General features: G+C 58.4%; 11 protein-coding genes. 1 reads left to right on the forward strand and 10 read right to left on the reverse strand.

Annotated features, from left to right (window positions below; all coding sequences use genetic code 11):
* Positions 1-47: 47 nt before the first annotated feature.
* Positions 48-893, reverse strand: a complete 846-nt coding sequence (fghA, locus tag BFC21_RS12400) for an S-formylglutathione hydrolase (RefSeq protein WP_088378007.1) — start codon at positions 891-893, stop codon at positions 48-50.
* A gap of 155 nt (positions 894-1,048) precedes the next feature.
* The gene (locus tag BFC21_RS12405) at positions 1,049-2,161 is read right to left on the reverse strand and encodes an S-(hydroxymethyl)glutathione dehydrogenase/class III alcohol dehydrogenase (protein WP_088378008.1); all 1,113 of its coding nucleotides are present in this window, start codon (positions 2,159-2,161) and stop codon (positions 1,049-1,051) included.
* 108 nt (positions 2,162-2,269) lie between these two features.
* Between BFC21_RS12405 and BFC21_RS12410 the strand changes: the two genes are divergently transcribed.
* Complete coding sequence (locus BFC21_RS12410; RefSeq protein ID WP_016782002.1) at positions 2,270-3,175, forward strand: LysR substrate-binding domain-containing protein; 906 nt, start codon at positions 2,270-2,272, stop codon at positions 3,173-3,175.
* Between the two features lie 115 nt (positions 3,176-3,290).
* Here BFC21_RS12410 and ispD read toward each other — a convergent pair whose 3' ends face one another.
* The 8 genes from ispD to dnaE all read right to left on the reverse strand — a co-directional run bounded on the left by ispD (position 3,291) and on the right by dnaE (position 14,715).
* A complete protein-coding gene (ispD, locus tag BFC21_RS12420) occupies positions 3,291-3,995 on the reverse strand; it encodes a 2-C-methyl-D-erythritol 4-phosphate cytidylyltransferase (RefSeq protein ID WP_088378009.1) in 705 nt (234 codons plus the stop codon).
* Positions 3,992-4,270, reverse strand: coding sequence for a cell division protein FtsB (gene ftsB, locus BFC21_RS12425; protein WP_016782000.1), 279 nt, complete (start codon positions 4,268-4,270; stop codon positions 3,992-3,994). Before ftsB ends, ispD begins: the two co-directional genes overlap by 4 nt.
* A gap of 168 nt (positions 4,271-4,438) precedes the next feature.
* Positions 4,439-5,728, reverse strand: a complete 1,290-nt coding sequence (gene eno, locus BFC21_RS12430) for a phosphopyruvate hydratase (RefSeq protein ID WP_016781999.1) — start codon at positions 5,726-5,728, stop codon at positions 4,439-4,441.
* A 153-nt stretch (positions 5,729-5,881) separates the two neighbouring features.
* The gene (kdsA, locus tag BFC21_RS12435) at positions 5,882-6,727 is read right to left on the reverse strand and encodes a 3-deoxy-8-phosphooctulonate synthase (protein WP_016781998.1); all 846 of its coding nucleotides are present in this window, start codon (positions 6,725-6,727) and stop codon (positions 5,882-5,884) included.
* 5 nt (positions 6,728-6,732) lie between these two features.
* Complete coding sequence (locus BFC21_RS12440; RefSeq protein WP_029611550.1) at positions 6,733-8,364, reverse strand: CTP synthase; 1,632 nt, start codon at positions 8,362-8,364, stop codon at positions 6,733-6,735.
* Positions 8,365-8,636: 272 nt separating this feature from the next.
* Positions 8,637-9,953, reverse strand: coding sequence for a tRNA lysidine(34) synthetase TilS (tilS, locus tag BFC21_RS12450; protein WP_120266189.1), 1,317 nt, complete (start codon positions 9,951-9,953; stop codon positions 8,637-8,639).
* Between the two features lie 108 nt (positions 9,954-10,061).
* Complete coding sequence (locus BFC21_RS12455; RefSeq protein WP_016781995.1) at positions 10,062-11,009, reverse strand: acetyl-CoA carboxylase carboxyltransferase subunit alpha; 948 nt, start codon at positions 11,007-11,009, stop codon at positions 10,062-10,064.
* A 184-nt stretch (positions 11,010-11,193) separates the two neighbouring features.
* Positions 11,194-14,715 (reverse strand): DNA polymerase III subunit alpha, encoded by a 3,522-nt coding sequence (gene dnaE, locus BFC21_RS12460; protein WP_120266190.1) that lies wholly within the window; start codon positions 14,713-14,715, stop codon positions 11,194-11,196.
* Between the last annotated feature and the right edge of the window lie 68 nt (positions 14,716-14,783).

Raw genomic sequence — 14,783 nt, forward strand, 5'->3', positions numbered from 1 at the left:
TTAAGTCAGGGCGTGATTCTACCTACTTTGACCAACATTGGGCGCTATTAGGCACTTAGCGCCTTTGCGTGATGACGCAAGTGGTCATCGATGAAACTGGCGATGAAGAAATAGCTATGATCGTAACCCGGTTGCAGACGCAAGGTCAGCGGGTAATCGGCCAGTTTGGCAGCCTGTTGCAGCACTTCAGGCTTGAGCTGAACGGCCAGGAAGTCATCGCGATCGCCCTGATCGACCAGCAAAGGCAGTTTTTCACTGGCTTCGCCAATCAACACACTGGCGTCCCACTCACGCCAGCGCGCACGCTCTTCACCCAGGTAATGGCTGAATGCCTTTTGCCCCCAGGGGCAATCCATCGGGTTGCTGATCGGGGCAAAGGCCGACACGGACTGATAGCGTCCGGGATTGCGCAACGCACACACCAGCGCACCGTGCCCGCCCATCGAGTGCCCGCTGATGCCGCGTTTTTGTGAAGCAGGGAAATGCGCCTCGACCAGGTCGGGCAATTCCTGAACAACATAATCATGCATCCGATAATGCTGAGCCCAAGGCTCCTGGGTTGCGTTCAGGTAAAAACCGGCGCCAAGGCCAAAGTCCCAGGCACCCTGCGGGTCATCAGGCACACCGTCGCCACGGGGGCTGGTGTCCGGCGCCACAATGATCAGCCCCAGCTCGGCGGCCATCTTCATCGCGCCGGCCTTGTGCATGAAGTTTTCGTCGGTGCAGGTCAGGCCCGACAACCAGTACAGCACCGGCAGCTTCGCGCCCTGCTCCGCCTGCGGCGGCAGGTACACGGCAAATACCATGTCACAACCCAGCACTTGCGAGCGATGCTTGTAACGCTTGTGCCAACCGCCAAAGCTTTTCTGGCAGGAGATATTTTCCAATGTCATGGGCAGCTCCAGACCGCAAGAACAACACCACCCCTGTGGGAGCGGGCTTGCTCGCGATGCAGACAACTCGGTCTTACAGTCAAACCGGGTAACTGCAATCGCGAGCAAGCCCGCTCCCACAGGTGTTTAGCGGTGTTTAGACTTACCGCTGTTAATTAGAAATGGATGACGGTACGAATGCTTTTGCCTTCATGCATCAGGTCAAAAGCCTTATTGATATCTTCCAAGCCCATCGTGTGGGTGATAAAGGTATCCAGCGGGATCTCGCCGCTTTGCGCCATATCGACATAGCTTGGCAACTCGCTGCGACCGCGCACGCCACCAAAGGCCGAACCGCGCCAGACGCGACCGGTCACCAGCTGGAACGGACGGGTGGAAATTTCCTGGCCGGCACCGGCGACGCCAATAATCACCGACTCGCCCCAACCCTTGTGACAGCATTCAAGCGCCGCACGCATCAACTGCACATTGCCGATGCACTCGAAGGAAAAGTCGACACCGCCATCGGTCATGTCGACGATCACTTCCTGGATTGGACGATCGAAATCTTTCGGGTTCACGCAATCGGTAGCACCCAACTGCCGGGCAATTTCGAACTTGGCCGGGTTGATATCGATGGCGATGATCCGTGCCGCCTTGGCTTTCACCGCGCCGATCACCGCCGACAGGCCAATGCCGCCCAGGCCGAAGATGGCCACGGTGTCACCCGGCTTGACCTTGGCGGTGTTGAGCACCGCACCGATCCCGGTCGTCACGCCGCAACCCAGCAGGCACACCTTCTCCAGCGGTGCATCTTTCTGGATTTTCGCGACGGAGATTTCCGGCAGCACGGTGTATTCCGAAAAGGTCGAAGTCCCCATGTAGTGGAAAATCGGCTGACCTTTGTAAGAGAAGCGCGTAGTGCCATCCGGCATCAAGCCCTTGCCCTGGGTGGCGCGAATGGCCTGACACAGGTTGGTCTTACCCGACAGGCAGAATTTGCACTGGCCGCACTCAGGGGTGTACAGCGGGATCACATGATCGCCGACCGCAACCGAAGTCACGCCCTCGCCGATCGCTTCAACGATGGCACCGCCTTCGTGGCCCAGGATCGACGGGAAGATGCCTTCCGGGTCCGCGCCCGACAGCGTGTAGGCATCGGTATGGCAAACACCCGAAGCCACCACCCGCAGCAGCACCTCGCCAGCCTTGGGCATGGCAACGTCTACTTCCACGATTTCCAGGGGCTTTTTGGCCTCGAACGCTACGGCAGCACGTGACTTGATCATCGATGGTCTCCAGCAAAGTAAAAACAAGACGCCGAGTGTAAATCAGCGCTGAGTGATTAATAATCCGGGCAAAAGCAAAACATTATTGCTATTCAGGGATAATCAACCATGAATGAGAACCGCTGGGAAGGTATAGACGAATTTGTCGCCGTGGCCGAGTGCGGCCAATTCACTGCGGCGGCGGAGCGCCTGGGCGTCTCTTCATCCCATATCAGCCGCCAGGTGGCGCGCCTGGAAGAAAGGTTGCAGACCCGCCTGTTTTACCGCAGTACCCGCAAGGTCACGCTGACCGAAGCCGGGCAAACTTTTTTGCAGCATTGCCAGCGCCTGCAAGATGGCCGCGAAGAAGCGCTGCGGGCCATTGGTGACCTGGCCAGCGAGCCCAAGGGCATGCTGCGCATGACCTGCGCAGTGGCCTATGGTGAGCGTTTTATCGTGCCCCTGGTCACACGCTTTATGGGCCTGTACCCGCAATTGCGGGTCGATATAGAACTGAGCAACCGCCCGCTGGATCTAGTGCACGAAAGCCTTGACCTGGCGATTCGCCTGGGCCGCTTGCAGGACTCAAGGCTGGTGGCTACGCGGCTTGCCCCCAGACGCATGTATATGTGCGCCTCGCCTTCGTATCTGGAACGCTATGGTCGGCCCCATAGCCTGTCGGAACTGAGCCGGCACAACTGTCTGATTGGCAGTTCCGACCTGTGGCAATTGCAGCAGGATGGTCGCGAGTTTTCGCAGCGGGTACAGGGTAATTGGCGCTGCAACAGTGGGCAGGCGGTATTGGATGCAGCGCTACAGGGCGTGGGGCTGTGTCAGTTACCGGATTATTACGTGCTCGAACACTTGAAGAGCGGAGCACTGGTGTCCTTGCTCGACACCCACCAGCCGCCCAACACAGCCGTGTGGGCGCTTTACCCGCAACAGCGGCATTTGTCGCCCAAGGTCAGAAAACTGGTGGATTACTTGAAGGAAGGCCTGGCCAAGCGGGAGGAATATCAGGAGAGGGTGCAGTAGTTTTTAACAGTGGGAGCGGGCTTGCTCGCGATGCAGACGACTAGGTCTGTCAGGCAAACCGAGGTGACACCATCGCGAGCAAGCCCGCTCCCACAAGAACATCAGCAGGTTCTGATCAGCGCTTGGCCCAACGCAAACGCAGCCATTCGAGGTCTTCCGGGCGGGTGACCTTGATATTGTCCGAGCGGCCTTCGATCAAACGCGGCGCCAGACCGGCCCATTCCATCGCCGAAGACTCGTCGGTGATGGTCGCATCCGCCACCAGGCTGTCTGCCAGTGCACGATGCAACGCCCCCAGGCGGAACATCTGCGGCGTATACGCCTGCCAGATCAAGCTGCGATCAATGGTTTCAACCGCACGACCGTTTTTGTCCACGCGCTTGAGCGTGTCTCGTGCCGGAACGGCCAACAAACCACCTACGGGGTCGTCAGCCAATTCACTCAGCAGTTTGTTGAGGTCTTCCTGAGACAGGTTTGGTCGCGCGGCATCATGGACCAGCACCCAGTCGTCATCTGCCGCGCCTTGCGCATGCAGGTGCAACAACGCATTGAGTACTGAATCGGCACGCTCGCGCCCGCCATCGACCCGCACCACACGAGGGTCGCCAGCACACGGCAGGGACGGCCAGAAAGGGTCATCAAACGCGACACTGACCACCAGCCCCTTGAGCCCTGGATGGTCGAGGAAACAGCTGATGCTGTGTTCCAGAATACTGCGCCCGCCCAACTGCAAATATTGCTTGGGACGGTCCGCGGCCATACGGGCACCCACACCCGCGGCAGGAATCACGGCCCAAAAGGCCGGTGACGAAAAACTCATTGGGCCAACTGATAGAGGGTTTCACCCTCTTTGATCATGCCCAACTCATGGCGAGCACGTTCTTCAACGGTCTCCATGCCTTTTTTCAACTCGAGTACTTCCGCATCCAGCACGCGGTTACGCTCAAGCAGGATTTCGTTTTCAGCACGCTGATCGGCTATTTGCTGGGTCAGGTCAGTCACCTGCGCCAAACTGCCATTACCCACCCACAGGCGATACTGCAGGCCTGCCAGCAGCAAGAGCAAGATAAGAAACAACCAATTGGGACTGCGCATCGAATATCAGGTATCCAGTGAAAAGACAGCCATGCCGACAAACGTAAACAACGAATAGTACAAAGCCTGGACGAACCAGGCTTGTATACAGAAGCATCAGATTAGTGTCAAAAGACCCGGCTTGGCGAATTTTCCGACACTACCTGCTGACTTTTTACCATTAACTACTCAGCCGCGAAACTCGCCACGACCGTTGTACTTGGCTTTTGCACCCAGTTGCTCTTCGATACGCAGCAATTGGTTGTACTTGGAAACGCGATCCGAACGGCACAGCGAGCCGGTCTTGATCTGGCCAGCCGCAGTACCCACAGCCAGGTCGGCAATGGTGGAATCTTCGGTTTCGCCGGAGCGGTGCGAGATCACAGCGGTGTAACCAGCCGCCTTGGCCATCTGGATGGCTTCCAGGGTTTCGGTCAGGGTGCCGATCTGGTTGAACTTGATCAGGATCGAGTTGGCGATCTTTTTATCGATGCCTTCTTTCAGGATCTTGGTGTTGGTCACGAACAGGTCGTCGCCCACCAGCTGAACTTTCTCACCGATTTTGTCGGTCAGGATTTTCCAGCCATCCCAGTCAGACTCGTCCAGGCCGTCTTCGATCGAGATGATCGGGTAGCGCTGGGTCAAACCTTTCAGGTACTCGGCGAAACCTTCGGAACTGAAGACCTGGCCTTCACCCGACAGGTTGTACTTGCCGTCTTCGTAGAATTCGCTGGCCGCGCAGTCCAGTGCCAGGGTCACGTCGGTGCCCAGGGTGTAACCGGCGTTGGCGATGGCTTCGGAGATCACTTTAAGTGCATCTTCGTTGGACGCCAGGTTAGGTGCGAAACCACCTTCATCGCCCACTGCGGTGTTCAGGCCACGAGCCTTGAGCACAGCCTTGAGGTGATGGAAGATTTCGGTGCCCATGCGCAGCGCGTCGGAGAAGGTCTTGGCGCCAACCGGCTGCACCATGAACTCTTGAATATCGACGTTGTTATCAGCGTGCTCGCCACCGTTGATGATGTTCATCATCGGCACCGGCATCGAGTAAACACCAGGAGTGCCGTTCAGGTTGGCGATGTGGGCGTACAGCGGCAGGTCCTGGTCCTGGGCAGCAGCCTTGGCCGCAGCCAAAGACACGGCCAGGATGGCGTTGGCGCCCAGGGAGCCTTTGTTCTCAGTGCCGTCCAGCGCGATCATCGCGTGGTCCAGCGCCTTTTGGTCAACCGGGTCTTTACCCAGCAGCAAATCACGAATCGGGCCGTTGATATTGGCAACGGCTTTCAACACGCCTTTGCCCAGGTAACGGCTTTTGTCGCCATCACGCAGTTCCAGCGCTTCACGGGAACCGGTGGAAGCACCGGACGGCGCGCAAGCGCTGCCGATGATGCCGTTGTCGAGAAGCACGTCCGCTTCCACAGTGGGATTGCCACGGGAGTCGAGAACTTCACGACCTTTGATGTCGACGATCTTTGCCATTGTTGTAAATACTCCAAAGTTGACGAAAACGACGCAGCTGAGGGAAATATTGTTATCGGCGGCAAGGGTCAAATAGCGGGCAGCCTTGCGGGCGATAAGGCTCGGGCCCTGAGGCCCGAGAAATCGTGCGGTACTTTACCGGAGAAACGGGGGTTACGCGGTTTCTATTGTCGGAAAACTTTTAACCAACTCATCCAGCGACTTCAGCTGGGCCAGGAATGGCTCCAGCTTGTCCAGACGCAAGGCGCAAGGGCCGTCGCATTTGGCGTTGTCAGGATCCGGGTGTGCTTCCAGGAACAGGCCCGCCAGGCTCTGGCTGATGCCAGCCTTGGCCAGGTCGGTTACCTGGGCACGACGACCACCGGCAGAGTCCGAGCGACCACCCGGCATTTGCAGCGCGTGGGTCACGTCGAAAAAGACCGGGTATTCGAACTGCTTCATGATGCCGAAGCCCAGCATGTCGACAACAAGGTTGTTGTAGCCAAAGCTGGAGCCACGTTCGCAGAGGATCAACTGGTCATTGCCCGCTTCTTCGCACTTGCTCAGGATGTGTTTCATCTCCTGGGGTGCGAGGAACTGGGCCTTCTTGATGTTGATCACGGCGCCGGTCTTGGCCATAGCCACGACCAGGTCAGTCTGACGCGACAGGAAGGCCGGCAACTGGATGATGTCGCAGACTTCGGCGACCACGGCTGCTTGCGCAGGCTCGTGGACGTCGGTGATCAGCGGCACACCGAAAGCAGCCTTGATGTCCTGAAAAATCCGCATGCCTTCTTCGAGGCCAGGGCCACGGTAAGAGCTGACAGATGAGCGGTTGGCCTTGTCGAAACTGGCCTTGAACACATAAGGGATACCAAGCTTTTCAGTAACCCGTACGTACTCTTCGCACACCTGCATGGCCATATCACGGCTTTCCAGCACGTTCATGCCACCGAACAAGACCATTGGCTTGTCGTTGGCGATTTCGATATTGCCTACACGGATAATCTTTTGCGCCATTCTGGTTACGCCTTCTTCTCGTGTTGCGCCAGTGCAGCTTTGACGAAACCGGTGAACAGTGGATGGCCATCACGTGGCGTGGAGGTGAACTCCGGGTGGAACTGGCAAGCGACGAACCAAGGATGATCCGGTGCTTCAACCACTTCTACCAACGCGCCGTCACCGGAGCGACCGGTCACTTTCAGGCCTGCTTCGGTCAGTTGCGGCAACAGGTTGTTGTTCACTTCGTAGCGATGACGATGACGTTCAACAATCACGTCCTTGGCATAGCAGTCGTGAACCAGGGAACCGGCTTGCAGCTGGCAATCCTGCGCACCCAGACGCATGGTGCCGCCCAGATCGGAGGTTTCGGTACGGGTTTCGACGGCACCGGTGGCGTCTTCCCACTCGGTGATCAGGCCCACGACCGGGTGGCCGCTGCTGCGATCGAACTCGGTGGAGTTGGCGTCTTTCCAGCCCAGCACGTTACGTGCGAACTCGATCACCGCTACTTGCATGCCCAGGCAGATACCCAGGTATGGCACCTTGTTCTCACGTGCATACTGAACCGCCGTGATCTTGCCCTCTACGCCGCGCAGACCGAAGCCGCCCGGAACCAGAATGGCATCACAGCCTTCAAGCAGTTCGGTGCCTTTGTTTTCGATATCTTCGGAGTCGATATAACGCAGGTTGACCTTGGTACGGTTGGAAATACCGGCGTGGCTCATCGCTTCGATCAGCGACTTGTACGCGTCCAGCAGTTCCATGTACTTGCCGACCATCGCGATGGTGACTTCGTGCTCTGGATTGAGCTTGGCGTCGACCACTTTGTCCCACTCGGACAGGTCGGCGCTGTTGCATTCCAGGCCAAAGCGCTCAACCACGAAATCATCCAGACCCTGAGCGTGCAGCATGCCCGGGATCTTGTAGATGGTGTCGGCGTCTTCCAGCGAAATCACGGCGCGCTCTTCAACGTTGGTGAACAGCGCGATCTTGCGACGCGAGGACACATCAACGTGGTGATCGGAACGGCAGATCAGGACGTCTGGCTGCAGGCCGATGGAACGCAGCTCTTTAACCGAGTGCTGTGTAGGTTTGGTTTTCGTTTCGCCAGCGGTGGCGATGTACGGAACCAGAGTCAGGTGCATCAGCATGGCGCGCTTGGCGCCCACTTCGATGCGCAGCTGACGGATAGCTTCGAGGAACGGTTGCGACTCAATGTCACCCACAGTGCCGCCAATCTCAACCATCGCTACGTCGGCATCGCCGGCGCCCTTGATGATTCGACGTTTGATTTCGTCGGTGATGTGCGGAATCACCTGGATGGTTGCACCCAGGTAATCACCACGGCGCTCCTTGCGCAGGACGTGTTCGTAAACACGGCCCGTGGTGAAGTTGTTGTTCTGGGTCATGGTCGTGCGGATAAACCGCTCGTAATGGCCCAAGTCCAGGTCGGTTTCGGCGCCGTCGTGTGTGACGAACACTTCACCGTGCTGGAACGGGCTCATGGTGCCCGGATCAACGTTGATGTAGGGGTCCAGCTTCAGCATGGTGACCTTAAGTCCCCGCGCCTCCAGGATGGCTGCCAATGAAGCCGAGGCAATGCCTTTCCCCAATGAAGAAACAACACCGCCCGTGACGAAGATGTAGCGCGTCATGAAAAACCCTAGAAGTCTGCGTTAAAGCGGTCAGAGCCGCCGGGGAAAGCGAAGGAAGGCCGAAGCCCCCAATCACCAGCATTAGTCACAGTGCACCTTTTGAAAAACTGCTGCGTTGGAACAGACCGATGGCAACCACCGGTTCGATACAAGCCATACATTTTTTTAAAATCGCCCAGCAAAGACTGCTTGGTAATCGGCAACGTCTGTAATTCTGGTGAATCCACAGAAGTTGTATCAAGAAGGGAGCGTAGTCTACCGGAAACCCCCTTTCAGCTCAAACCTTGATCGCTCGAAGTTGGCAGCCACTGCAATTGCCAGCGTCCACAGGGGCTGGAGTCCAGTCCCTGGAGGTTTGCCACGGCCAATAACAGCCCGTTTCGGTACACAAGCGGCAATCTGCCACGGGCGAACAACGGCACGCCACTCTCGTTGAGCAGACGCTTGAGGTCGCGATGGCCACGCGAGGGCAGCGTCATCACTTCGCCTCCTTGACGATAGCTCACCTGCAGGGCGCCATCGGGAATATCCCCGACAAAGCGCACCCGGCCATTACCCGGCAGCACCAGCGCCTGCTCGGGCTGATCCCAGGGCACGGGCGCAACCGGCTGGCGCAGCCAGTCGCCGGACAACCACCAGATGCGCCCTGCCGCGCGATGCAGCTCACCCTCGGCAAGTTTCCAGACCGGCCGAGCATCGTTGCGGGCATCGCGCAGCGCTTCCCAGCCCGCCCAATGGTCGGTGTCCGGCAGCGAGGTAAACGTCGCCAGCCAGTGACGCAAGGCATTGCGCTGCCGGGCAGGTGACAGGCTGGCGAGGGTGGCCAGCTCCAGGGAGGGCAAGCCAAGCCAGGCAAACTCGCCGGCAGAGCCCGCAGCGTGCAGATCCTGGCGCGCCAGTTCGTCCAGCAGACCCTGCGCCTCGGCACAGTGCGCCGCGCTGCGGGCCATGCTGGCGGCCGCCTGGGGCCAGCGCCGAATGAGGCCCGGAAAGACTTCATGGCGCAGGAAGTTGCGGGAAAAATCTGTCTGAGTGTTGGAAGGGTCTTCAATCCAGCTCAGCCCTTGATCTCGGGCGTATGCCTCAAGCTGGGCGCGGGACACGTCCAGCAAGGGCCGGCACAGGTGCCCTGCCCCCAGGCGACGCTGGCGCGGCATGGCCGCAAGACCACTGACCCCTGCCCCGCGCAACAGTCGAAACAGTAGCGTTTCAGCCTGATCGTCGCGGTGCTGCCCCACCAGCAGCACATCCAGATCGCCAGTGAGCGCAGCAAAGGCCTGATACCGCGCATCCCGGGCGGCACGCTCGACGCTTGCACCCGCCTGCACCTGCACGCGAATCACCTGCAAGGGCACCCCCAGCCCGTCACACAGTGCCTGGCAATGGGCCGGCCACGCATCAGCCGCCACCTGGAGACCATGATGGACATGGACAGCGGTGATTGGCGGTATTGAATGGGTTTGACGCAATTGAACGAGGAGGTGAAGCAGTACAGTCGAATCGAGACCGCCGGAGAGCGCGACATGCCAGGCCTTGGCATTGCGCCAGGGGCTGAGGGCTTGCAGCAGCGGAATCGATAGACTGGGCATTACGCAATCCTGTAGGAGCGGGCTTGCTCGCGATGCTGACTACTCGATCTTTGAGCCAAACCGCGCAGATGCCATCGCGGGCAAGCCCGCTCCCACACTAAATCTGAATCAGAGACCGTAGCTCATCAAACGATCATAACGACGCTTGAGCAGGGCTTCGTGATCCAGCTTCTTGAGCATGTCGAGCTGGGAAATCAGATCGGCACGAATGCTCGCAGAAGCCGCTGCCGGGTCACGGTGCGCGCCGCCCAATGGCTCGCCAATCACTTTGTCGACGATGCCCAGGCCTTTGAGACGCTCGGCGGTGATGCCCATCGCTTCAGCAGCATCCGGCGCTTTCTCGGCGGTTTTCCACAGGATCGAGGCGCAACCTTCCGGCGAGATCACCGCGTAGGTCGAGTACTGCAGCATGTTCAACTGGTCGCATACGCCAATGGCCAATGCACCGCCCGAACCGCCTTCGCCGATAACGGTGGCGATGATCGGGGTTTTCAGGCGCGACATGACACGCAGGTTCCAGGCAATGGCTTCGCTCTGGTTGCGCTCTTCAGCGTCGATACCCGGGTAAGCACCCGGCGTGTCGATAAAGGTCAGGATCGGCATTTTGAAGCGCTCGGCCATTTCCATCAAACGGCAAGCCTTGCGGTAGCCTTCAGGGCGCGGCATACCGAAGTTGCGGCGCACCTTCTCACGTACTTCACGGCCTTTCTGGTGACCAATCACCATCACGGGCTGATCGTCCAGACGGGCAATACCGCCAACGATGGCAGCGTCATCGGCAAAGTGGCGGTCGCCATGCAGCTCATCGAACTCGGTGAAGATGTGATCGATGTAGTCCAGCGTGTAGGGACGACGCGGGTGACGGGCCAAACGGGCAATCTGCCAGCTGGTCAGCTTGCCGAAAATATCTTCAGTCAGCGTTTTGCTTTTGTCTTGCAGACGAGAGATTTCATCGCTGATATTCAGCGAATTGTCATTACCAACCAAGCGCAACTCTTCGATTTTGGCTTGCAGGTCAGCAATCGGCTGTTCGAAATCAAGAAAATTCGGGTTCATAAGCATCCGTCTTGGGTCGGCGGCAAAGCATGCCAGAAGGTCAAAAGCCCAGCATTTGCTGGCGTTTCGTACCGAACTGGGGCAGCCGGTTGATCTGTATCGCGCCTACCTTAAGGGACAGGCGCTCTCAGGTCGAGATTAAAAATTCAGGTCGAGGTCAGGGCGCAGCTAGGGCACCTGACCGTCAACGGTATTGGAGGAAGACGTTGTCTCGCCCGAACTGGTCACGCAGGGCTTGAATCAAGCTGTCCGCCGGATCGATCCGCCAGGTCTCGCCAAACTGCAGCATGGCCTTGGCCTCTTCGCCGGTGTACTCCATCGTGATGGGGCAGGCACCGCGATGTTTCTTCAGCAACTCGCCCAGATTGCGCAGTTGCTCGCCCTTGAGTACATCGCGGCTGACTTTCAGGCGCAAGCTCTCGGCCAGGCTGGTACGCGCATCTTCCATGCTCATCACGCGCTTGACCCGCAGGCGCAGCCCTCCGGAGAAGTCGTCATTACTGACCTCGCCTTCAACCACCACCATCGCGTCGGTCTGCAACAGCGACTGCGCCGAATGAAACGCCTCGGCAAACAACGACGCTTCAATGCGCGCCGAGCGATCGTCGAGGGTGATAAAGCCCATCTTGTCGCCTTTTTTGTTCTTCATCACCCGCAACGCGATAATCATCCCGGCAACGGTCTGGGTATCACGGGCAGGCTTGAGATCAATAATGCGCTGGCGGGCAAAGCGGCGGATCTCACCTTCGTACTCGTCAATCGGATGACCGGTCAGGTACAGGCCCAGCGTGTCCTTCTCGCCTTTGAGTCGCTCCTTGAGCGTCAGTTCCCTGGCCTTGCGGTGGTTGGCATAGACGTCCGCATCGGCCTCGACGAACAAGCCGCCAAACAGGTCGGAGTGGCCGCTGTCATGGGTGCGCGCAGTTTGTTCGGCGGCCTTGATCGCTTCTTCCAGCGCCGACAGCAACACCGCACGGTTCTGGTCGATGTTGGCTTGCCAGGCCTTGGGCTCGTCATGGAAAAACGGCCCCAGGCGGTCAAGGGCACCGCTGCGGATCAGGCCATCGAGGGTGCGCTTATTGATGCGCTTGAGGTCAACCCGGGCGCAAAAATCGAACAGATCAGTGAACGGCCCGTCCTGGCGCGCCTCGGTAATGGCTTCGACCGGCCCCTCGCCCACCCCCTTGATCGCCCCAAGACCATAAATGATCCGGCCTTCATCGTTTACCGTGAACTTAAACTCGGAGGCATTCACATCCGGCGCGTCGAGACGCAGCTTCATGCTGCGAATCTCTTCGATCAGGATCACCACCTTGTCGGTGTTGTGCATATCCGCCGACAGTACCGCGGCCATAAATGGCGCCGGGTAATGGGTTTTCAGCCAGGCCGTCTGGTACGACACCAGGCCGTAGGCAGCGGAGTGGGATTTGTTGAAACCGTAACCGGCGAATTTTTCCACCAGGTCGAAAATGTTACCTGCCAGGTCCGCGTCAATATTGTTATTGGCGCAACCTTCGATGAAACCGCCACGTTGCTTGGCCATTTCTTCGGGTTTTTTCTTGCCCATGGCCCGACGCAGCATGTCTGCGCCGCCAAGGGTATAGCCGGCCATGACCTGGGCAATCTGCATCACCTGTTCCTGATACAGGATGATGCCGTAGGTCGGGGCCAATACGGGCTTGAGGCCTTCGTACTGATAGTCCGAGTGCGGGTACGCCAGTTCGGCGCGGCCGTGCTTACGGTTGATAAAGTCATCAACCATGCCTGACTGCAGCGGGCCCGGACGGAACAGGGCCACCAGTGCGATCAAGTCTTCCAGGCAGTCGGGCTTGAGCTTTTTGATCAGCTCTTTCATGCCGCGCGACTCAAGCTGGAACACCGCGGTGGTCTCGGCCTTTTGCAGCAACTGGTAGGTCGGCTTGTCGTCCAGCGGGATAAAGGCGATGTCCAGCGGCGGCTCATCAACCTTGGCACGATCGCGGTTGATGGTTTTCAGCGCCCAGTCGATCACCGTCAGGGTTCGCAAGCCGAGGAAGTCGAACTTCACCAGGCCCGCCGACTCAACGTCATCCTTGTCGAACTGGGTTACCAGGCCACCGCCCTCTTCGTCGCAATAAATCGGCGAGAAGTCGGTCAGTTTGGTCGGTGCGATAACCACACCACCGGCGTGCTTGCCGACGTTACGCACAACGCCCTCAAGCTTGCGGGCCATTTCCCAGATTTCGGCGGCTTCTTCATCGACCTTGATAAAGTCGCGCAGGATTTCTTCCTGCTCAAAGGCTTTTTCCAGGGTCATGCCCACTTCAAACGGAATCATCTTCGACAGACGGTCCGCCAGGCCGTAGGACTTGCCCTGCACCCGCGCCACGTCACGGATAACCGCCTTGGCGGCCATCGAACCGAAGGTGATGATCTGGCTTACCGCGTTGCGGCCGTATTTTTCGGCCACATATTCAATTACCCGGTCGCGACCATCCATGCAGAAGTCGACGTCGAAGTCGGGCATCGATACCCGTTCCGGGTTAAGGAAACGTTCGAACAGCAGGTCGTATTCCAGCGGGTCAAGGTCGGTAATCTTCTGCACATAGGCCACCAGCGATCCGGCACCCGACCCCCGGCCCGGCCCTACCGGTACGCCGTTGCTCTTGGCCCACTGGATAAAGTCCATCACGATCAGGAAGTAACCAGGGAAGCCCATCTGGATGATGATATCCAGCTCGAAATTCAGCCGGTCGACATACACCTGACGCTTGGCGTCGTAATCCTCGGTAGTGTCCTTGGGCAGCAAAACTTCCAGCCGCTCTTCCAGGCCATCAAATGACACCTTGCGGAAATACTCATCGATGGTCATGCCATCGGGGATCGGGAAGTTGGGCAAAAAGTGCGTACCCAGCTTCACTTCGATATTGCAGCGCTTGGCAATTTCGACCGTATTTGCCAGCGCCTCGGGCAAGTCACTGAACAGCTCGGCCATTTCCTCGGCGCTTTTCAGATATTGCTGGTCGCTGTAATTCTTGGAGCGGCGCGGGTCATCCAGCGCGCGGCCTTCACCAATGCAAACGCGGGTTTCGTGGGCTTCAAAATCCTGCTGCTTGATAAAGCGCACATCGTTGGTGGCCACCAGGGGCGCGCCAATCTTGTCTGCCAGGGCCACAGCTGCATGCAGGTGCTCTTCGTCATTGGGACGCTTGGTGCGCTGCACTTCGAGATAGAAGCGATCAGGGAATACCGCCATCCATTCGCGGGCCAGGGCCTCGGCTTCTTCAGTGTTGCCACTGATCAGCGCGACACCGATCTCGCCCTCCTTGGCTGCCGACAGCATGATCAGGCCATCTGCGGCCTCCGCGACCCATTCGCGCTCAATGATCACCTGGCCATTGCGCTGGCCATCGATGTAACCACGGGAAATCAGCTCGGTGAGGTTGCGATAGCCCAAAGGGTTCATCGCCAGCAGGCTGATACGGCTGAGGGGGTTTTCCGGGTCCTTGTTCGACAGCCACAGGTCTGCGCCACTGATCGGCTTGATCCCGCCGCCCATCGCCGCCTTGTAGAACTTGACCAGGGAGCACATGTTGTTTTGATCAGTCACCGCGACGGCAGGCATATTCATGCCGGCCAGGGTCTTGATCAGCGGTTTGATCCGCACCAGGCCATCGACCAGGGAGTATTCAGTGTGCAGGCGCAGGTGAACGAATGAAGCCGGCATGGTGATCCTGTCTATAAGCTTTGAGAAACAACAAGGCCCGGATTGTACCGGGCCTTGGCAAAAACATC

Origin of the sequence: Pseudomonas sp. TMW 2.1634 (genome assembly GCF_001703595.1) — a bacterium.
Taxonomy (GTDB): domain Bacteria; phylum Pseudomonadota; class Gammaproteobacteria; order Pseudomonadales; family Pseudomonadaceae; genus Aquipseudomonas; species Aquipseudomonas fragi.